The organism is Acinetobacter sp. 1125_18A (assembly GCF_052824985.1).
On record NZ_VTDG01000001.1, the window covers coordinates 543354 to 563313 of the forward strand.

At 33.5% G+C, this 19960-nt stretch carries 19 protein-coding genes and 3 pseudogenes; 10 read left to right on the forward strand and 12 right to left on the reverse strand.

Going from position 1 to position 19960, the window contains the following annotated elements; genetic code table 11:
- Positions 1–28 precede the first annotated feature (28 nt).
- The gene (locus tag FY049_RS02435; RefSeq protein ID WP_446083098.1) at positions 29–1072 is read right to left on the reverse strand and encodes a DUF932 domain-containing protein; all 1044 of its coding nucleotides are present in this window, start codon (positions 1070–1072) and stop codon (positions 29–31) included.
- 114 nt (positions 1073–1186) lie between these two features.
- Here FY049_RS02435 and FY049_RS02440 point away from each other — a divergent pair, with 114 nt between their 5' ends.
- From FY049_RS02440 to FY049_RS02460, 5 genes are all read left to right on the forward strand, one after another.
- The gene (locus FY049_RS02440) at positions 1187–2194 is read left to right on the forward strand and encodes a hypothetical protein (RefSeq protein WP_446083099.1); all 1008 of its coding nucleotides are present in this window, start codon (positions 1187–1189) and stop codon (positions 2192–2194) included.
- Between the two features lie 549 nt (positions 2195–2743).
- Positions 2744–2998, forward strand: a complete 255-nt coding sequence (locus tag FY049_RS02445; protein ID WP_446083100.1) for a hypothetical protein — start codon at positions 2744–2746, stop codon at positions 2996–2998.
- A gap of 132 nt (positions 2999–3130) precedes the next feature.
- Positions 3131–3355 carry a hypothetical protein gene (locus tag FY049_RS02450; protein WP_446083101.1) on the forward strand — a complete coding sequence of 75 codons (225 nt, stop codon included), beginning with the start codon at positions 3131–3133 and terminating at the stop codon, positions 3353–3355.
- A gap of 44 nt (positions 3356–3399) precedes the next feature.
- Positions 3400–3846: a hypothetical protein gene (locus FY049_RS02455; protein WP_446083102.1), complete on the forward strand. Its 447-nt coding sequence runs from the start codon at positions 3400–3402 to the stop codon at positions 3844–3846.
- Positions 3847–4126: 280 nt separating this feature from the next.
- Positions 4127–4714 (forward strand): hypothetical protein, encoded by a 588-nt coding sequence (locus FY049_RS02460; protein WP_446083103.1) that lies wholly within the window; start codon positions 4127–4129, stop codon positions 4712–4714.
- Between the two features lie 353 nt (positions 4715–5067).
- On the opposite strand, the gene FY049_RS02465 is transcribed toward FY049_RS02460, so the two are convergent.
- From FY049_RS02465 to FY049_RS02485, 5 genes are all read right to left on the reverse strand, one after another.
- Positions 5068–5427, reverse strand: coding sequence for a DUF6572 domain-containing protein (locus FY049_RS02465; RefSeq protein WP_446083104.1), 360 nt, complete (start codon positions 5425–5427; stop codon positions 5068–5070).
- A 429-nt stretch (positions 5428–5856) separates the two neighbouring features.
- Positions 5857–7980: a peptidase domain-containing ABC transporter gene (locus FY049_RS02470; protein WP_446083105.1), complete on the reverse strand. Its 2124-nt coding sequence runs from the start codon at positions 7978–7980 to the stop codon at positions 5857–5859.
- Positions 7981–7983: 3 nt separating this feature from the next.
- On the reverse strand, positions 7984–9249 hold the full coding sequence (locus FY049_RS02475) for an HlyD family secretion protein (protein WP_446083106.1): 1266 nt from the start codon (positions 9247–9249) through the stop codon (positions 7984–7986).
- A gap of 7 nt (positions 9250–9256) precedes the next feature.
- Positions 9257–10405, reverse strand: coding sequence for a JmjC domain-containing protein (locus FY049_RS02480; protein WP_446083107.1), 1149 nt, complete (start codon positions 10403–10405; stop codon positions 9257–9259).
- Positions 10406–10484: 79 nt separating this feature from the next.
- Positions 10485–10766 carry a Blp family class II bacteriocin gene (locus tag FY049_RS02485; protein ID WP_446083108.1) on the reverse strand — a complete coding sequence of 94 codons (282 nt, stop codon included), beginning with the start codon at positions 10764–10766 and terminating at the stop codon, positions 10485–10487.
- Positions 10767–11195: 429 nt separating this feature from the next.
- On the opposite strand from FY049_RS02485, the pseudogene FY049_RS02490 reads away from it, so the two are divergent.
- A pseudogene (locus tag FY049_RS02490) lies at positions 11196–12051 on the forward strand (IS5 family transposase).
- A gap of 507 nt (positions 12052–12558) precedes the next feature.
- Here FY049_RS02490 and FY049_RS02495 read toward each other — a convergent pair.
- Positions 12559–12840: pseudogene (locus FY049_RS02495) on the reverse strand (IS5/IS1182 family transposase); the annotation flags it as partial.
- Between the two features lie 139 nt (positions 12841–12979).
- Positions 12980–13390 (reverse strand): DUF4265 domain-containing protein, encoded by a 411-nt coding sequence (locus FY049_RS02500; protein WP_446083109.1) that lies wholly within the window; start codon positions 13388–13390, stop codon positions 12980–12982.
- Between the two features lie 73 nt (positions 13391–13463).
- Between FY049_RS02500 and FY049_RS02505 the strand changes: the two genes are divergently transcribed.
- The 3 genes and pseudogenes from FY049_RS02505 to FY049_RS02515 form a co-directional block, all read left to right on the forward strand.
- Complete coding sequence (locus FY049_RS02505; RefSeq protein WP_446083110.1) at positions 13464–13859, forward strand: transposase family protein; 396 nt, start codon at positions 13464–13466, stop codon at positions 13857–13859.
- Positions 13807–14277, forward strand: coding sequence for a transposase family protein (locus FY049_RS02510; RefSeq protein ID WP_446083111.1), 471 nt, complete (start codon positions 13807–13809; stop codon positions 14275–14277). Before FY049_RS02505 ends, FY049_RS02510 begins: the two co-directional genes overlap by 53 nt.
- Positions 14278–14591: 314 nt before the next feature.
- A pseudogene (locus FY049_RS02515) lies at positions 14592–14846 on the forward strand (transposase); the annotation flags it as partial.
- A 197-nt stretch (positions 14847–15043) separates the two neighbouring features.
- Here the strand turns inward: FY049_RS02515 and FY049_RS02520 are convergent.
- A complete protein-coding gene (locus FY049_RS02520) occupies positions 15044–15340 on the reverse strand; it encodes a hypothetical protein (protein WP_446083112.1) in 297 nt (98 codons plus the stop codon).
- A 102-nt stretch (positions 15341–15442) separates the two neighbouring features.
- Positions 15443–16318, reverse strand: coding sequence for a YagK/YfjJ domain-containing protein (locus tag FY049_RS02525; protein ID WP_446083113.1), 876 nt, complete (start codon positions 16316–16318; stop codon positions 15443–15445).
- 796 nt (positions 16319–17114) lie between these two features.
- On the opposite strand from FY049_RS02525, the gene FY049_RS02530 reads away from it, so the two are divergent.
- Entirely contained in the window at positions 17115–18062 is a 948-nt protein-coding gene (locus tag FY049_RS02530) for a hypothetical protein (protein WP_446083114.1), read from the forward strand.
- A gap of 170 nt (positions 18063–18232) precedes the next feature.
- Here the strand turns inward: FY049_RS02530 and FY049_RS02535 are convergent, their stop codons facing one another.
- Positions 18233–19375: a tyrosine-type recombinase/integrase gene (locus tag FY049_RS02535; RefSeq protein ID WP_105714675.1), complete on the reverse strand. Its 1143-nt coding sequence runs from the start codon at positions 19373–19375 to the stop codon at positions 18233–18235.
- Between the two features lie 226 nt (positions 19376–19601).
- Positions 19602–19958: a DNA/RNA non-specific endonuclease gene (locus FY049_RS02540; RefSeq protein ID WP_446083115.1), complete on the reverse strand. Its 357-nt coding sequence runs from the start codon at positions 19956–19958 to the stop codon at positions 19602–19604.
- Positions 19959–19960 lie beyond the last annotated feature (2 nt).

Here is a 19960-nt window from a genome sequence, read left to right on the forward strand (position 1 = left end):
GGTGAGTGAGTCTGGGCGTTAATTAAAATTAGGCAATCATCCTTAGAGCCTGTTCTAATCCACGTTGTTTTAAGCCTGCCCCTGCGCCAAACCAAGCAGAATCCAGACGATGATCCTGACTCATGGCACGACGCTCGTGGTCTGCAAACTCGGTGATTGAGCACAATAAGCCATAAGCCGTGTCTTTGGCCGAACTGAGTTCAGCCCCACGTCCATGTCCATTAAACATGGTCATGACCTTAGACATGGCACGTCCATTCGGTTCGGCTTTTGTGGTCTCAGCTGTTGAGTTTGCATGTGTTGCAACATTACGATAGAACTGAATAATGCTGTCATCCTGTTCCGCAATACTCAGACTGGTATTGTTAAACACGGCATCAAAATAAGCAGCCGCTTCCTGCTGTGTGACTTTACGTTGACTGAGTTGTTTCATTTCATACATATGCTCTTCCCATGCACGGATTGAAATGCCCAATTGTTGTTTGACCTTTTCAGCATCAAATTTAGTGCTATGTGGGACTTTAACAACACCTCGACTTGTATCCTGTCCTTTCAGTGCAATCGCAAGCGTGTTATTACATACTACTCGGATCGAGGTGAATTGCGCGGTGGTGGCGAGTGTGCCATCACAAGCAGTCGCTAAGAGAATATAGCCATTACTGACATCTTTGCCTTTGAGTACAGTCGTTTGTCCTGTTTTCGCCAAAGCCCAGAATTTCTTACCGCCTTTGAGTACACCTGCTGTTTCTAGTTCAAAGCCAGATTGTTCTGTTAAGTCTTTGTAGAAATGTAGAATCTCGTGAGGTTGCACTTCCTGAAAGCGTTGACTGACCACAGATAATGGCGCATGGGTATCTGAACGATAAAGTACCCTTTGTTCTTCAAATGGCATGATGATACTTTGTCCACGGTCATTCTGTGCCATGTAGCTGACATTAGAGGATTCAATGCGCCAATCCATGCCTGCTTGTTGTGCCCAGACTTCAATGGGTTGATTTTGAGAAAGTTGGTTGCCTAAGCCATGCCAAGGAGTTACACCAACATAAGCCATCTGTTCAATTAAATGTGACATAATAAATTACTCCAATAAAGTTGATTATTCATTTAAGTAATATGTATTTGAAATTATTTTGATTTTTTGTAATTATAGTTAACAACTACACAATAAGACTCTAGAATAATTTTTATGTTTACACTTATCGAATCAAGAGAAGAAATTAGTAAAGCACAACATCATTTAGAACTTGCAATTCATCGTGATTTTCAACAAAAAATTAAAAAAAATATTGGTTATCCTGGTGGCACAGTATTTGATGCACAAGTACAAACAGATGGAACTTATTGGTTCTGGTCAACAGATCATGTTGGAAAAGATGTTATTAATCCACGTCGTTTAAACTGGTTTGGTTTAGTTAGCGATAGCCAAAGTTTAGATATTTCAGTAGAGATTAATACAGTATATGAAGGTCGGAATGATAGAATTGCAGGCTTCTTTGCACGTGATAGCGAAACTGGCTCCATCTATTTAATGCACTCAGGTCGCGTAGGTGGTGGAACTGAAGGTGTAGGTAAAGAAGCATTTTTAGCATGGACTAATCAGCAACCTATTGAAGTTTTAGATTCATCAGGTGATGTTAAAGAAGGAATAGTGGTTATGCCAGTTCAAGGTATAGCCGTGACTCAGCCAGCTATTTTTTATATCAATAATATTGCGAATTTTAAACAAGCGGTACGTGATGGTGAAATAACATCACCAGAATTTCAAAAAAAGAAAAAAGAATTTTCTGATTTTTATTCAGAATCATCGGGTAGACGTCAAGGGAAGCGCTCAGAAGAAATTGATTATATTTCAAGGCATGGAGAAATTGTCGATGCAGTTTATGCATGGCGCAATTCAAGTCCACTTCCAAAGAAAGGGTGTTTAGTCAAGGATTTCTTGATTGATCTCGGGGTAGCCATTGATAATAACCTCGTTGAAGTATATGAGGTCAAAACAAGCTCAAAGCGTATCAATATATACACAGCTATAGGTCAACTGATGGTTCATGGCGTATCTAATGAATGCCAAAGAACTCTTGTACTTCCTCATGATCAAGAGTTGGCTCAAGATCTGCAAGATACTTTAGAACGTCTCAATATTAAGTTGCTTACATTTAAGCTTAATAAAAAATCAGTCACCATTATTTCATCTTAATTTATATAAATTAATTAAGTGTTTAACAAAAATTCAATCTTCAAGAATTGCAATCCAATTTTGAAATGTGGCATTGACTAAGCCCTAACGCCAGATTATCCTTTGCTTGCTGACCTACATTGTCAGTCGGTTTTGACAGGCCGTTTACCCAAAGCGCACTAAAAAGTCTAACTTTTTGGTGGGCTACCCTGCGTCTCCCCCTCTGCGGTGGAACGGGAGGGGGACACCTTCGGGTGTGCTGATCTTTTTGGGTATCAGTCTGTCAACCCCTTTTCGTTTCGCCACCAATATTTGACAGTAAAGTGGTGAAACTTCTTTATACCCAAAGGAGTCATTACCATGACTAAATTTTATCTATCTTTATTATTTTCTCTAAAGCCATATTGGGTATCGCCCTGCCTTTGGTATAACAGCTAGTTTTTCATTCAACAGACATTCAATCTAAAGACTTATTTGTCCGTGGAATAGGACACCTTTGTCTTTGCATTTTGTCTTGCTGTTGAAATGATCAATTCAAAAATAAGCAATAACAATAAATTAGGGGGAATGATGAAAATTCAAACTTCAATTTTAATCATTGGTTATTCACTCATAACGCTCGGTTGTGCCAGTAAAGCTGAACGGGAGTTTCTTGGGGGTTGCCAATCTACAGGTATAGAGAGCTCTGCCTGCAAATGTGTCTATCAAAAACTTGAAGCTAAGTACGGAGAAGAAGGTTTTAAAAACAATCTTTACACCCTCAGCCAGACTGAAGCCTTTCAAAACGATATGGTGCAAATCAGTTTGCAATGTATGCGGGAGTAAGCGATGAGAGCTATTGCTGGAATCATCTGTGTGATTGCGATCATCTGTTTTCTAGGACTACCTTTTATTGGCTTGATGATCCTTTTCGGACTGTTTGTCTTACTTCTTAAATTTGCGCTTGGAGAAAAATAAATGAATACATCAATTACATCTTGGTTAATCCGTTCTTATTTGATTATCGGCTTACTGTTCGCCATCTATCAAAACTTTTGGGGTCAACATAGCTACAAATCATTTGCCTATCACTTAGGGCAAGGTGTGATTTGGCCTGCGGTCATGTTCCCTTCCGTAGGTAAATTCATCGGTGGTGTACTTATCCTTGTGATTATCGGTGGAATACTTCTGCGTTCTAAATAAATTCAAATCTTATTCTTATTTAAAAATATCCAAAGGATCTTCTCATGAAAAAATTCACATTAATGGCTTTCATACTGTGTATGTATTCCACATCTCAAGCAGCGCCCAATATCTGGCAAGATAGTTTTGCACAAGGCTTTAGTTTGTATTCCCTCCAAAATGGTCAAAACCAAAAATTGACCATTTCATGTAACAGTGGCGGTGTTTTAAACGTTGATCACTCAGTGGAACTGTCAATGGGAAGTAAAGCGTATGCAAGCTTTAACAAGCAATCATCTTTCAGCTTTATCATTGATGGAAAAGCACTTGAAGTACCCAATGAAACACAATCCAGACTGAATGGAAATGATTGGGATAAACTTATCGCCCATCTAGGAAATGCCAAAAAAATTGATGTTTTTATTAACAATAAAAAAATGGCTTCGTTCATACCTACAAAAGCCAATAAAGCTTTTGCTCAAGAACTAGTTGAGACTTGTGCTTCGCTATAATTCTCAAATTTTTAATCGTTGCGCTCATTCTATTATTGCTTATATCCATGATCAAAAAAGAAATAAGCATGCCTAGGCTTAAAAACCTAGGTAGCTCCACCTTAGAACGATATTGAGTCATTCATGGCAAAGACCTCAACATTATGAGTCATTACAACTGCTTATTTATTTCTGTATATGAATGGGTTGCTTATTTTCTTCATGATGTGTGAAACATTTTGTTCGTTCTAAATGAGTTTTAACGTGATCTAACTTTATAGAATATCAAAAGGATAATTACATGAAAAATCATCTGCAACTTATCTTCAATGTGATCATTATTATTGCCCTTGCTGGAATAGCTTATCTTGTATGGAATCAATCTAAGCAATCACCAATCAGCAGTAACGTTCCAGCAAATATTAAACCTGATCAATCACAAGTCTCTCAACTTGAAGCAAGTCAACTATCTACTCCAGAGACTAACCCCTCTATTACAGCAGCTGAAATACAACACTCAAAAACAGCCAATACACAGTCAGATTCTCAATCCATCCCAGTCGTTGAAAGTTGTGGTGCTAACGAATACAGTGTGGATTGTTATAACGATTCTGTCCCACGTTTATACTTTATGTACATTATGAATTTGGATAAGCCTACCTTGATTGAATCCATAAGTTTAGGTAAACCTATTGGGTTCCCAGATATGCTGATTGATGAAGTAAAAATCACAGCCAAAGATGGTCATTCATGTGAAGTAGATACATGGAGTCTAGATGGTGAAACCTTAACTGATATGGGACTAAATGTTTCACTGATGCCCTGCCCAGAAAAACAGATCAAACATGTTGATATAAAAATTAATGGAAAGTTTTACCGATTCGTTTAGTTTTTCAGACAAAAAAAGAACTATTCGCTCTTTTTCCTTTTTAAACAAACCAACTTGTACAATATACAAATCGGTTTTATTTTTCATTGAAATGCCAAGCTGTCTTGTGGCTTCTAAGACACTGCGATTATTTTCTTCAATTAGTTTTTATTACTTCCGCTTTAAATTCAGCTTTATAAATCTTCTAGTTTTTGCTCATGGTTAACTTCTGATAAGTATCTATAGTTTACCAAGTTAAAGCCTCTTTTTTTAAGCACGCATCATTTAAAATCACAGCCTTTTCTCAATCAAAGACAACGATTTATTAACATCTTATAAAATAGAAATTCTCTTAATCCATTTAAATTTATCAATTATCCTTCAAAAACTCTATAAGTAATCAGGATATTACTTTTAGCTAAAAAATCTGTAACATCAACAAAAAAGAGTGTGCTAAATGCATTGAGTTCATTTGGTTGTACTATCTCAATACTTGTTTTTTCAATTTCATGAGAACCAAATTTCTCAGCAATTTCATCTGAAAAAATGTACTTTACATATAAATTAATTTTATCTGTTAATAATTGAGCATGAGCAGTATTTTTTTCATCAATATCACTATTACGCACGCTATCATCATCCCAAAAGTAACTATCTAAAATCATTAATTTCAAATGCTTCTCATCTGGAATATATGCAATATAGTCTATTTCATCAAGATTTGTGATACTCATATTAATGTCCAACTTAAGATAACTATCCGGCCGTAAAATTAAAATTGCATATTCTTATATTAATGTACCACTCATTCTTGTTCCTATCGTACCACTATTAGAAAAAATTATATAATCTTGAGATCAAAGTAAGATAACTGATATAAAGTAGGACAATCTTTGAAAAGTTTTTCATGGAATGAAATTATATTATTTACACAATTAAAATCACTTTTTACTATGTTACATTAAAATGCACTTTTTGAGTTAGGTTAACAAGGTTCATGCAGGTATAGCAACATTAAATATAATCACAGAACTTAGGCAAACTTGACAATCTAATTATTCTTTAAGTTTGAATGATTTGACGCAGCTTCGAATTTTAATTGTTTATGCAACAAAGCTTAAAATAATTTAAGAAAATTTCATATAACACTCATTTATATACATTTAAATAAACTGTTGATCATCAACAATCCGTCCACCATTCAACAGAATGATACGATCAACAGATGCAATTGTTTCTGGACGATGCGCAATAATGATTCGTGTGATGTCTAACGATTTGATCATCTCATTAATTTCTTTTTCTTTTATGATATCAAGATGACTTGTTGCTTCATCCAGAAATAAAATTTTAGGTTTTCGATACAGCGCTCTTGCTAAAAGGACTCGTTGTTTCTGTCCGCCAGAAAGAATATTTCCCATATCACCAACCAATGTTTGATATCCCATTGGCATTGCCATAATTTCATCATCTATAGCTGCCATCTTGGCACATTCTTCAACCCAAGATTGCTTAACACTATGATCGAAGAAACTAATATTTTCTGATATCGACCCAGCAAATAAAACATCATCTTGAGCAACAGATGCAATTAAATGTCTTATACGATTTTGCCCCAAGTTTTTGATATTATGTCCACCAATTTTTATGTCGCCATATTCAAGATTTAAATTACCTAACAATAAGTTCATCAGCGTGGTTTTTCCACATCCTGTAGCGCCGACTATGGCTATAGATTGCCCCATAGGGACATCAAAATTAATATGATGTAAAGTCCATGGTTCATCTTCAGAATATCTAAATTTTAATGATTTAACTTCAATATCTGTACATATTTCTTGATCTGTAATCTCAGATTCGAATAAGTAATGATCTGTTTTATCTTGGTCAGTGAGAACAATATCTGCTAAACGTTCACCATGTAGACTGAGCATTTTTACTTCAACAAATTTATCAATAAGAGAACTCACACGCCCACCAAATTGATTTTTATAGGCAATAAATGCCATTAAAATACCAACGGTGAATTCACCTTCAATGACTAAACTCGCGCCCAACCAAACAATTACAATATTTTGTATGCCAAATAATAAAGTATTTACAAAGCCAAACATCAGGCCTAGTTTCTGTGTGGTTAATCCAGCATTGATCTGATCTACAAATAATGTAAGCCATGTGGCTTGCCGATGATCCTGTTTTTCAAACTGCTTAATCGTTTTTATTCCACGCATTGTTTCCATAAAATGCGTATTTTGCTTTGCAGCATGTACAATTTGGTCTTCAGTCGCCCGTCTTAATGGTGCATACCAAATCCATCGAATAATGGCATATATCAGCATAGTAATGATGGCAATCCATGCCAACTTCGCGCTATAGATAAACATGAGCGCTAATGTAAATACAGTCATTAAACCATCTAGAATGGCGGTGATGAATGATGTCGTTAGTGTCCTTTGAATTGCATCAATAGAGCCAAATCGAGAGATAATGTCACCAAGATGACGTTTCTGAAAAAAGTTTGTTGGTAAATTCACCAAATGATGAAAAATATTAGCTTTCCACTGCACATTTAATGTCGTTGCCATATGCATAACAACCCATGACTGCAGTAAGCTGATCAAACTACTTAATATCATGAGCATACCAAAGCCAATCGCTAAGGTAGTCAAAAGGTTGAGATCCGCTGAAACAATCGCATGATCAATTACCCATTGCATAAAGAATGGACTGACGAGTGAGAATACTTCTAAAACTAGGGCCAAAAGTAGAATCTGGCCTAGTGATTTCCATAACCCTCGAATCTCGCCAAACAACTTAAAAATTCGAATACTGGTTTTTTCTTTTTTTTCTTCAAAATCAGAGTCTGGCCATAGCTCTAAAGCAATTCCGGTAAAATGTGATGACGCTTGATCATAATTAAGCTGCTTTTCGCCAAAAGCTGGATCAATAATCGTAATTTTTGTTGTTGAAACACTTTTTAATACGACAAAATGGTTCAGATCCCAATGGAGGATACATGGCAGCCTGAGTTTATTTAATTCATCCAGTTCAAGCTTTAATGGTCGAGTGATTAAATGTAATTTATTTGCAATTTTGACTAAGGTAGTAAGTGTCACACCCTTTTGTGATATCGGATACTTTTGCCTTAAAGTTAATAAATCTGAATCATAACCATAATAACCAGCGATCATTGCCAAACAAGCTAATCCACATTCAGATGATTCTGTCTGTAATATTACAGGTGTCTTTCTACCGAGTCCTAAAGACAAGCGATCAAGATAGCGCATAAATTATAACTTTCCTGTAATACTAAACAGTGGCTCAAGTACCCATTCATACAATTTGCGCGTTTCATGCATAATATCCCCTTCAAGTGTCATACCCACCTGTAATGGCATATCATGACCATAAGCTTTCACTGTTTGCTGCTCTAATTGAGCTCTAACTAGATATACAGGCTCATTATTTAGCTGTTCTTGTGGGGAAATAGTACCTATCGTTTTTAAATCTTGGCTGGCCAGTGCTGTTTTTGCAACAGAAAGAATTTTTGCCTTAGCATGTCCAAATTTTTGATATGGATACGCTTGATAACGTAATAAAACTTGATCGCCTTGTTTAACAAAACCGATTGCTCTACTAGGAACATAAAGCTGTGCGATGAGTGCTGTATTTTCAGGAAGAATTGTCATTAAAGGCTTTGATAAATCAACAAACTGCCCCACTTCTGCATTCACTGTACTGACCACCCCAGAAGTATGCGCTTGTATAGCAATCTGCTGTCTTGACTGCATTTCAATGAATTCTTGAGTATTCGTAGACAGCAAGCGTTCTAACTGTTCAATTTCATTACTTTGTTTATTCTGTAATCCATTTAGATTGATTTTCTGTTCATTAAGCTGTTTATCAAAGGTTATTCTTTCACGTTGTAATGATTCATGTTGATCAACTTGATTCAAAAAATCTGCTTTTTTTGCCTCAAACTCTTCATTTGATGTTGCGTTCTGTTTAAATGCTTGTTCATAACGTTCTTGATTTATTTTAGCCAAATTGACACGATGTTTTTGATTGAGAATTAAATTATCCATTTTTATTAAGTTTTCTTTTAATAAATTGATTTGGTTAAGCGTTGTCTCCTTTTCATTTTGATGAAGTAGGCGCAATCGTATAATTTCATTGCGAATAGACTGTTGTTTTAATTGAGTTTGTTTAGACAAAGCCGCAGCAATATCACCATGTTCTCCATAGCTTGTTGTTGAAATGGCAAAAAGAATATCTCCCTGTTTAACCATTTGCCCTTCATATACATTTTTTTTAACGATGGTGCCTTGTTGAGTAGCATAAACCTGAATTAATCCAGATTGCGGAATCAATTGTCCCTGTACCGTACTACGTTTGGTATAATTTCCCCATATTGCAAAAGCAACAATGACTAACACAATACAGACTGCACAAACTGTTAAAAAAGTAAAACTAAACGGACGAGAGAGGATAATACTTCCCGTCCATCGAGTTCGGTTTGCATCAAGAACTTCTTTACGAAATAAGTTTGAACTCATCTGAAATTTATGTCACAAGCCCAATAATATTTTCCAAAGCCAATTGGAAAAGAAGTTTTTTTATTTTATCTGCTGGATAGCTATTGAATTGAGAAACGATATCCGCAACTGATGAATATGGATGTTCAAACAAATACTGAATCAGCTGTAAACTTATAGCATCAACATTAAGTTTATTTCCGTTAATGATGACGAAACCATCATCAAATAAATAGACTAAATTTGCATTTAGGCAGAGCTTCTGGTCTTCATTTAACTGATCAATTTTACCATTACCGAGAACATCTAAAGATAACATAGCTGGTACCTGATGATTTCCCATATGGTGCATCATAAAGCTTTCATAATATTTTTTATCTTTAATTATTTCGGCAACTTGATGGCTGATATTCTGAATCATCGTTTCATCATGCTCAAAATCAGTAAAATTTTTACGGCAATCTAAAATATCTGGAATGGTGTTTTGCAACCATTGCATATATTCAAAACCTGTAGGTGCAAAAGTAGCCACAGCTAAATGAAAAGTTTCTTCATCTAAAGGCAAAGGATCATGCCACCAACCACGGGGAATATATAAAATATCTCCGGCTTCAAGAATGACATCCATATAAACTTCTTCTGGCTCTTTTATATCAGAGAAATATTTAGTTTGTTGCATATATAATGGAAAGTCAAAGTTAGGTTTTTTTAAAATCCAACGTTTTCGCCCTATTAATTGTACTGCATAAACATCACGCGTATCCCAATGGCCTTTATAAGAAGACTTAGAGCTAAATGCGGCATACCCACCAGTTATTGTATGAGCTTCTGCAAAACTCGCAATTTGTTTACTAATACAATCTACAAAAGTCTCATTTTTAATTCTATTGTAAACTAAAGTTGCACCATTTCTAAGATATTCATATAAAACAGCTGTTATAGGTCTATATTCAATAACGCCTAAATTATCATATGCTTCAACATATTTTTCTTTAGAAACTTCATAACCATCCATTAACTTAAAATTAATATGCGAAATATCAGCACGACTGTAAAATTCATTTACATCATTCCATGTAAAATTATTTTTAGATACTACACCTTTAAATAAGCAAGGTTTTTTGTACAAAAATTCTTTTTTAAATGTATCTTTATTCAGAGAAAAATTTAGCAGCATAACAACCTAGCTATAAATAAATTTGGTTGAATTAAATCAACCAAGTATTAAAATTAATTTAAGATATTAAATAAAAGGTTTAATAGTTACCTCCATCTTTTCCATAATTAGTACCGTCGTTACAGTAATTATTGCCAGCTTTACAAGCTGGTGAGTTTTTCCCAGCAACCGCGCCACCAATTAACGCACCGACAACAGCAACTAATTGAGGTGCTCTTACAGCAGCTCCAATAGCGGCACCCACTAAACCTCCAAGGGCTGATCCCTGCAAAACAGCATTTCTACAGTTTTGGGCATTTGTTCCACCTGAAACGAGCTCTAAGTCTTCTAGAGAAAGTTCTCGCATTGTGAAATTTTCCATATTAAAAATCCTATTTTCTTGATAATAAAAAATGAATATTCAAAATAATTGATATTGGAAGTATGTAGCTCAATATTTTTTTAACAATATCTAAGTTACTTATATTTTTTTGAATGTAAATTTCCAAAAGAATTATAGTCACACTACATAAGAAAAAAAATGATATTAAAAAATGAATAATAAATATTTTCATTTTTACACTACAGGGTTAATCTATATTAAAAAATACTTATATCACATTATTCTGATTTTTCTATTTTTTTCCAAAAATAAGAATTAAAGTTTTAAAATTTAATTTAAACTCAAACACTTAACCTCTATTTCTGTGTTTAAAACACATATTTATTATTATTATGTATAATTTATATTATTTAAAAAGTACTAGGCTACATTTATAGTTAAAATAGGCTTTGTTACATAAATCTCGCAATGAAGAAGTCTACATCTAAAATCTATCGTACAACTAATTGGTCTTCTTATAATCGAGCCTTAATCAAGCAAACAACTCAATTTTTTTGATCCTAGCACTCAGTCCTATTAACAACCACGATGCAAACAAGGTCGGAATCAAACTTATTTCGATACAGCTATTCAATGCTGTTTTTTGATCATATCTTTATTTCGAATGGTAACAGACTTTGTAGCTTAGATTGGACAGCGCCAGATTGTTCCACGCTGTAAAGAAGGAAAAAGCATATTGATATTGCGATTAGTTATCAAAAAAATTGTGATGGACTTCATCTACTCGTCGATTCTACTGGTTTGAAATTCTTAGGTTAATGAGAATGAAAGCTTAAGAAAACCTAACTGAATATCATCAGCAATGGAGTAAGATTCATGTCAACATAGATGATAAAACCCTGTAAATACATAGTATTAAGATAAATACGCACAGTGTTAGGGATTAGCAAATATTTGAAGATCTACTTGTTCAAACTCCACTAAAGGAGCAAATTGATTCTGCTTATACAGATGGGGCTTATCGAAATACTGACGACAAGTGATTTTAACAAAAACATGTGGTGATTCGACTAAAAAAATACGAAGCATTGGAAAGATAAAACTCTGATGTCTATGTAGAGAAATGAATTATTAAAAACAGTCAAACGCCTAGGAAGAGCTATTTGGAAAAAGTGGTCTGGATTATTGCCAAAGCTTGATAGAAACCAAGACGCATAATATTAAATTATTAAGCGATAAGCTCAATGCTAGAAACTTTCAAAGCTATGTCAATGAAATTCATACGCGTGTGACAATACTTAATAAATTCACTGAATTGGGGTAAACTCTCTCAAGTAACCACATAAATCTGAATTACTAAGGGTAGCTATAGTAGTTTTTAAATATTGGTATAACAAAGCCTATTGCTCAATAAGCCTTTAGAGATACATTTTTTGAATAATGCCAATTTATTGTAATTTAAATAAATTTCCATATTAAACTTAATATTCTTTTGATAGTAGGAAGTGAATATTCAAGATAATTGAGACTGGAGTTATATAAATTAATATACTTTTAATAGTATCTAAAATATCTTTATCTTCAGGAAGGTAAATATTAAGAAGAAACATGCATATGATCGACAAGGAAAAAAAAGTTATAAAAAACTGGACAGTAAATTTTTTCATTTATATCTCTAAAAGTAATTTTTATTACAAATAATTTATATCACATTAATTTTATTTATCAAAATAATTTAACTTTAATTGTTATAGTTTGAAGCAGATAAGCTTTGTTGAACAAAGATTTAAAAGTTAATACTTGCCCAAGTAACTAAAATTTAAGACATAACTCAGGTATGAGGTCTGCATAATTCGCTAAATTTATTCAATACCGCTACACGCGTATGAATTTCATTGACATGGCTTTGAAAGTTTCTTGAACTCAGTTTTTCACCTAGTAATTTGATGCAGTGAATCTTAGTTTCCATTAAACATCTTAGGTGGTAGCCCAACCATTTTTTCTATATCATCCGGCCTAAATGCTTTACTCTATCGAGTAGCGCATTACGTTCAATCGAACTTATTCGAGTACCTTTCCATGATTTGCCATTCTTCCTTCGTGGAATAATCGAGCCAATGTTAACAGCAATATAATGCATTTCAAAATCAATCTAAAATAGGGGGAAATAATAGAAGCCAACTAAGAATTTCAATCATTTTTAAACTCTAATATCCAATTAATTTCTAAATTTAAATTACAACAAATCACTTCTATGTTTTCCTGACAAAAAACTCTCTTGATAATCTATTATTTTCTTCTAAAAATAATTTTATTTTTTTATAATCTAAATATTTATTAACGTTTAATGAATAATAACTACCATCATCAAAACCAACCCAATTTATACTACACCTCTCGATTTCTTTTAAAATTTTCTGCACAATTATAGGATCATAATTAAAGAAGACGATTCTTATAGTAGAGTTTTCTGATGTCTCAAATAAATCTTCAAAATATAGCTGTTCATCATCTAACTTTTCTACTAAAAGGATATCACCTAAAGCCAAATTTGGGGCATATAAAGGAATATTTTCAATAACATATTTATCCCCGCTAATCCTTCGACCAAATATAATTTCTTTAGATAAAATATTATCCACATTATAATAAACCTCTTTCATAAATCAAAAAACGTTCATCTTCTTGTTTAATATTCATCCTGCAAAATTTAAGATTTTCAAGCATAATCTGTGTATGAAATATCTCGATTCAAAAAAGCTTTCTGATTCTCAGTTTAAGCGTTATACAGGCATATCTCGTTCGACATTTTCTCTAATGGTTGAACAAATGCAGATGCAAATTCCTTCTAAACGCAGGCCACCGAAACTCTGTCTTGAAGATCAAGTATTACTCTGCTTAAGCTATTGGAGAGAATACCGAACCTTATTTCATGTTGCTGCAAGTTACGGTGTATCAGAGCCAAGAGCTTCCAGAATTGTTCGTCAAGTTGAAGATAGTTTAATCCAGTCAGGTTTGTTTAATTTACCCAAAGATATTCCCGAAGGTGAAGGTATAGACTGGAATGTTGTGATCGTAGATGCTACAGAAATTCCAATTCAAAGACCTAAAAAAACAGAAGAAAAGCTATAGTGGTAAGAAAAAGGCTCATACCTTTAAGGTACAAGCGATCATTCACTGTAAAACTCAGCAAATATTAAGTTTATGCATGAGCAAAGGCGCTGTATATGACTTTGAACTGTTCAAACGCAATCTGCATTTAGTCCCAACAAATTCATTTATTCTTGCAGATAAAGGTTACCAAGGGATTTATGCTATATATCCCAATAGCCTGTTACCGTGCAAGGCTAAAAAACGTTGTGAATTAGATCCTTTGCTAAAAACATATAATCGAGAAATTAATAAAAGAAGAATAGGGATTGAGCATGTATTTGGAACATTAAAGACTTTCAAAATCCTTGCAGAGCGTTATCGAAATAGAGGGAAAAGACTTGGCTTAAGGTTCAATTTGATTGCAGGAATTTATAATTTGGAACTGAGTAAAAAGTGAGTTATGAAATAGGTCTAATAAAGAACTATAATTTTTTCCGCATCCATCTAATATACCTCAATTAATTTAAAATACATTAAAAATAATAAAATAAATACTTTAATCTCGAATATTTATTCTATTAAATTTGGACGCCATCCCAAATCATAATCATCAGCAACTTCACTCGGATAATGATAATCCAATCGCTCTCAGCCCATCAATGTCATCTTTGCTTTTTTAATATAAATCCAAAAATCTTCTGTCATTCCTCCTCCTTGGACTCTATCTGGTGTATCTATTCCCCAAAGTATATCCACAAAAAATGAATTCCCCTTACAGCAGGTTTAAAAGCGATTTATCAAGCCAGTACAGAAGACAATTCGCTAAAGTCTCTAGATATCTTCTGTTATCAATGGAATTACCAGTGCCCCAAAATAGGAGAATCCTGGCGAGCGAATTAGAAAAATATCCGAACGATATTCAGCTATCCAGCTGAAATAAGTGATGCGATATATACAAAAAATGCAATTGAATCGTTGAATAGTGCAATCCGCCATTCAACCAAGAAACGAAAAATATTCACTTCGATGACCGATTAAAAGATCATTTTTAAAAAATGGAACTTACTCAAAATAATTTACAGGCTCCCTATTGGCTGTGAATTTCCACTAGTTAAACTAAAAAAACAAGTTACTTTTTTACCCTTTCTTAGGGAACCGACTTGTACAATATACAAATCGGTTTCTATTTATCTAACACCTAAACTCTAAGTTTCGAACTGTATTCAATAAAAACTTTGCTGACAGTTGGCACAATAAAAGTAACTCATGGGAATAGGTGCTGGACGTGCAGGTGGCTCAAATACACTACTAATAATCCCGCCAATCACTGCGCCTGCTAGACCTCCTACCCATGGGGTAATAGGAATAGGCGTCGGTAAGTTTTTGGCTAAGGTAGCACCGATGCTCGCCATATTGATTGAAGCATTCAATGATTTCGGATTCTCATTACGTTCGTATGGAACATGTTGAGTCATTCGATGGATTTGATCGGAGTGGCAATAAGGACAATGAATTTGCATAATATTTATCTCAGAATTAGTCAAAACAGGTTTGCATTAGTACAGACCTGTTTGAGAAAGAGTGTTTCTCTTTTTGATAATGTAGGTCTAAGATTTTTTTAATTATGCAAATGTCCGCATACGGTTTTTACACTTTACACGTAGATGCTGATTTTCTTTTTCAGGTCTAACTAAGTATTTCACGGTATTCAACATGTTATTCACTTCATCCTTATTCTTACGATGAATCATCCCAATCCCTAAAGTATTTCGATCAGAAAACTGTTTGAGATAGTCAGAATCGTGGCAATTGAAATAACAGCCTAAATCACCCGTAATGGACTTCCATAAATCACCCACCTGTTTTGCTATACCATAGGCTTTACAGCGCTCACTGCCCTTATAGACCAATAATAAGTGACAATGGTAGCCCTTATCAGTGCCTTGCTCTAATGCCCAAGCAGATTCGATCAATCCTTTAAAGATTTTATCTTGATCATTTATTCTTTTTCTTAATATCTTCATATGATGACTAAATTCTTTAATACCTACTTGAACTTGATGTTTAAGCGGATAGGCTAAATCAACTCGTACAACCAAGATACGAGAATAATCATCACTGATTTTTTTCATACGTGCAATTAACTGCTTTGTATTTCGAGATTCAGCATAACGATGATCACGCAGTCGACGTTCATGTATACGGTAATGTATTTTAAAACTTCGTTGTATTTTATCAAATGGTACTCGCCTTAATCTTTTCAGTAACAGATAGTAGAAGCCTAACTCTAGGTACTCATCGAAATCATTAATTAACTCAATGAACGCTCCAATGGAAGCGGAATAATAAAAAGGTGGACTATAGATTTGATTAAATTGAATCAGTAGGTCTGTTAGGTCTTTATAGAAATTTTTAGGCTCAGTCTTTTTACTTACTATATCTTCTACAAAACACTCAATCTCGATTAATACTTTTGATTCGTTAACTGATTCACTCATGTTGATTACCTATGAAAGTTTTATCTCATAGAAATAACCATCATGTAATCTTTTACTGTTTGTATAAGTCATGTATAGCTAAACTTAAAACTTACTTATTATTTCAACCCTATTAGATATAAGAATAGATACTAGTAGTATAAGAGTATATTTACTAAGTGGAATTGATTAAGCTAAGATAATAACATTAATAACCCTTGATGAAAAATCACAACACCCATCAAGACAAAACATTAAAACCATCTAAAATAAATTAAAACACTAAAATATCACAATAAAAACTAAAAAAGCATCAAGCGTATTTTATCCGTTATTTAGATAAATATTATCGGCATAAATCTAATGACTTTAGTCACCCAGTTTATTTATATCTAACTATCAATACATTTTTTCTTCCAAAAATAAATCCAATTCAAGCCAACCTATCATGATATTTCGAAAATTCACTCCTGACTCGATTGCTTAGCATAACGTAGAAATATTGGGCTAATACGATCTTAGATAGCTAACTTTGACAATCAGATAAGTTCGATGCATCGATAATTCTTGAAACTTTAAATTCCTACTATTACCAATTTGATCAATTCCTGAGGCTTTAAAAAGATTAATAAGAAAAAACTAAATCATAAAAATTTATGTCAACAAAGTTATTTCTATTTGCAAAATTTATGAAATATGTTGCTATACATACGATAACGCATATAACAAACTTCATAAAAAACTTGTAAAATACATCTAAAATTATGCTAAAATATTACTATAAATACTACGCATAATACTACAAAGGAAATGTTTAATGTCTGGGTTTAATGTTGAAAGCTCTATACCTGATATCATCGACGAAAAGTTAAAGAAGTACGATGATGAAGATATGATCTGGATCTATAATGAAGTTCTTAAACATGCAGAAGGAACTGACCTTTCATCCAGTAGAGACTCAAACCGAAGACGTGGATATGATCGACAAAACCTTTCCTTTAGAGATATTGAAGAATATAAAAGTATTGATGGAATAAAAGATCTTATTAAAATAAAACTAAAAGAAATTAATGATAGAGAAATATTAGAATCTTTTTTTAAAAACATAGATGAAACAAAAAAATCTATTAATAACATCGATATCTTTATATTTTTAAAAGAAGATACACGTTTATGCAGTTTTGCTTTGAACTACATAAATAATGATCAAATAAATAGAAGAAGATCAGAATCTACTTTTCAATATTTTCAGACCCCATACTTCTATCTTATTTATCAATTAACTATAGATAAAAGAAGAACATCAATATCAGAAATAAATAGTATTAAAGAAATAAATTTGAATATAATTTCCAAAAATTATCACAATAACTCTAAAAATCTTAAAGATAAGGACTTTCTAATATGGGCATATTCTTATCTAAGAGATAAAAATGAATATTTTAGGAGAATAAGATTTATTCCAGAAAAAAATTATGATTATCAAAATTTAATAGTCTCCTTTCTTGATTATCTATTATATTTCGACAAAGATTATCATTACTTATTAACAAATCAACTTTATAAAGCTTGGAGTCAAAGGAAATTCAGAGCAGCAGATAAAATAAAAAAACCTTATCACTTACCGCTAACAAAGTTAGCAAAATCAGAATTAAAAAAACTATCCGATTTCAAGAATAAAACTGAAAACGAAATATTAGAGGAATTAATTCATCAAATGTATTTAAAAGAAATGTGTGATGAGGATGGGAAGTTAAAATACTAGCAAGTTCCTCTAGATCGACTTTTGACTTTAGCAACGGTTAGAAGTCACATTCAATGGCATAGCGGTGATACATTAAATTGAAAATACAGCTTCCTCCTCCATATCTGTTTCACGTTGCATAACTATTTAATCTCCTAAAGATAAGAGGCTTTTCAGCCTCTTTTTTCACGCTATAATTTTAGCAACCAATTTTTTACTTGCTCCCCATACCACTCCATAATCTTTACACGTTCGTCCCAATACTGCGCTCGATTATATGCAGAGCGAATACGGTTCTGTGGCACATGGGCAAGTTGCCGCTCAATTGCATCAGGATTGAATAAATTCGATTCATTCACTACTGTACTAAATAACGATCTAAATCCATGCGTGGTCATTCGACCCGCATAGCCCGACCGTTTGATCACAGCTAAAATTGATTCACTACGCATAGGCTCTTTGTTATTTAAACGATGTGGAAATAGTAGATCTTGATTATGTGTCAGACGCAGTGCCTGAAGCTCATCAATCATCATATCTGTTATGGGTACACGATGGGGTAAACCGTTCTTCATACGTTCAGCAGGGATATCCCATTTACGCTCTTCCAGATCAAATTCATCCCAACGTGCTTGCAGCAACTCACTTACTCGAACACCAGTAAGCATGATCATAATTATTGCATGGTGAGTTTGGGCATCTGCTGGATAAGTTTTAATTTTTCTTAAAAATTCAGGCATTTCACTTTCTGATAATGAAGCTAGGTTCTTCACTTTTTTATTTTTGAGTGCATAAACCAAATCACTTGCCGGATTATCGAATCTATAGCCATGAGCTATGGCATATTTCATGACCATACCACAACGAGACAAAGTACGCTTAGCCACCTCTAATGAGCCTCTAGCTTCGATCTTTTTAATGATTTGCAGAATCTCTGGAGCTTGAATTTGATTAATACGTTTATTGGCCAGAGCAATATAAAGCTCATCTAAAGATGCTCGCACATTACTAATATGTTTGGATGACCAAGTTTCTCTTTGATTATCAAACCAATCTTCTGCTACCTCTTTAAAAAATGGCTTAATTTCCTCGTGCAACACTGACTTGGAATATTTGTATTTCAGTTCAAGTGCAAGCTCCCTTGCTTTCTTTAAACTCATATCAGGATATTGACCAAGTGACTCTGACTTACGCTCACCAAGAACAGTAAAGCGTATGTTCCAGTATTTTTGCCCTGATGGCGTTACGAGAAGTGATAGACCATTCTCATCCGAAAGGCGATATCGTTTTTCTTTTGGCTGTGCTTTTCTGCATTCTGTATCGGTAAGCTTCATCAGTATTTACCCTTTATCTAGACTAAAATAATTGGGTAAATTTTCCCAATAATTACCCAGAGAAGGCAAAAATTAGGTCAAATCAAGTCGGATGATATCGGACAAACAGGCAAATAAAAAAGCCTTTAAGTATTGAACTTAAAGGCTTTTTTACATTCAGTCAAACTTCTCTGAATTGAATTTTGGTGGAGATGGCGTCCACCAAAATAAAAGTCTAACCATTAGATTAATATAACTTAAAAAAATAAAATAAATAAATTAAACCCAATAAAAACCCAATTAACTTTTTTCTAGTATAAAAGATTTTAGGATTTGAACTCATGTACAAATATTCCCCCTTATCCATTGGAACGATATTTATACCTTCACCAAGTCCTTTAAACATAGATGCAATTAAGTGACCACAATGATCATCTAGAAGCCGTCCATTATTTTTACCTGAATTGGTTTGCTGGTGTTTGTTGCGGTCATTAGCTTCAAATTTTAAATTTGCTTCAACATTACTTACACGACCATTTGGATCTGTTTTGTAAGTATAACCATTCAAACTTATAGATTGAATTCGCTTCAGGTTTATTTGCAAGT

Excerpts from the sequence above, each read along its gene's own strand:
- FY049_RS02510 (WP_446083111.1), top strand. The coding sequence starts at position 13,807 with ATGCTACAGAAATTCCAATTCAAAGACCTAAAAAAACAGAAGAAAAGC.
- FY049_RS02470 (WP_446083105.1), bottom strand. The coding sequence starts at position 7,980 with ATGCGCTATCTTGATCGCTTGTCTTTAGGACTCGGTAGAAAGACACCT.
- FY049_RS02435 (WP_446083098.1), bottom strand. The coding sequence starts at position 1,072 with ATGTCACATTTAATTGAACAGATGGCTTATGTTGGTGTAACTCCTTGG.
- FY049_RS02485 (WP_446083108.1), bottom strand. The coding sequence starts at position 10,766 with ATGGAAAATTTCACAATGCGAGAACTTTCTCTAGAAGACTTAGAGCTC.
- FY049_RS02450 (WP_446083101.1), top strand. The coding sequence starts at position 3,131 with ATGAATACATCAATTACATCTTGGTTAATCCGTTCTTATTTGATTATC.
- FY049_RS02535 (WP_105714675.1), bottom strand. The coding sequence starts at position 19,375 with ATGAAGCTTACCGATACAGAATGCAGAAAAGCACAGCCAAAAGAAAAA.
- FY049_RS02475 (WP_446083106.1), bottom strand. The coding sequence starts at position 9,249 with ATGAGTTCAAACTTATTTCGTAAAGAAGTTCTTGATGCAAACCGAACT.
- FY049_RS02505 (WP_446083110.1), top strand. The coding sequence starts at position 13,464 with ATGAAATATCTCGATTCAAAAAAGCTTTCTGATTCTCAGTTTAAGCGT.
- FY049_RS02520 (WP_446083112.1), bottom strand. The coding sequence starts at position 15,340 with ATGCAAATTCATTGTCCTTATTGCCACTCCGATCAAATCCATCGAATG.
- FY049_RS02445 (WP_446083100.1), top strand. The coding sequence starts at position 2,744 with ATGAAAATTCAAACTTCAATTTTAATCATTGGTTATTCACTCATAACG.
- FY049_RS02525 (WP_446083113.1), bottom strand. The coding sequence starts at position 16,318 with ATGAGTGAATCAGTTAACGAATCAAAAGTATTAATCGAGATTGAGTGT.
- FY049_RS02440 (WP_446083099.1), top strand. The coding sequence starts at position 1,187 with ATGTTTACACTTATCGAATCAAGAGAAGAAATTAGTAAAGCACAACAT.
- FY049_RS02465 (WP_446083104.1), bottom strand. The coding sequence starts at position 5,427 with ATGAGTATCACAAATCTTGATGAAATAGACTATATTGCATATATTCCA.
- FY049_RS02530 (WP_446083114.1), top strand. The coding sequence starts at position 17,115 with ATGTCTGGGTTTAATGTTGAAAGCTCTATACCTGATATCATCGACGAA.
- FY049_RS02455 (WP_446083102.1), top strand. The coding sequence starts at position 3,400 with ATGAAAAAATTCACATTAATGGCTTTCATACTGTGTATGTATTCCACA.
- FY049_RS02500 (WP_446083109.1), bottom strand. The coding sequence starts at position 13,390 with ATGAAAGAGGTTTATTATAATGTGGATAATATTTTATCTAAAGAAATT.
- FY049_RS02460 (WP_446083103.1), top strand. The coding sequence starts at position 4,127 with ATGAAAAATCATCTGCAACTTATCTTCAATGTGATCATTATTATTGCC.
- FY049_RS02480 (WP_446083107.1), bottom strand. The coding sequence starts at position 10,405 with ATGCTGCTAAATTTTTCTCTGAATAAAGATACATTTAAAAAAGAATTT.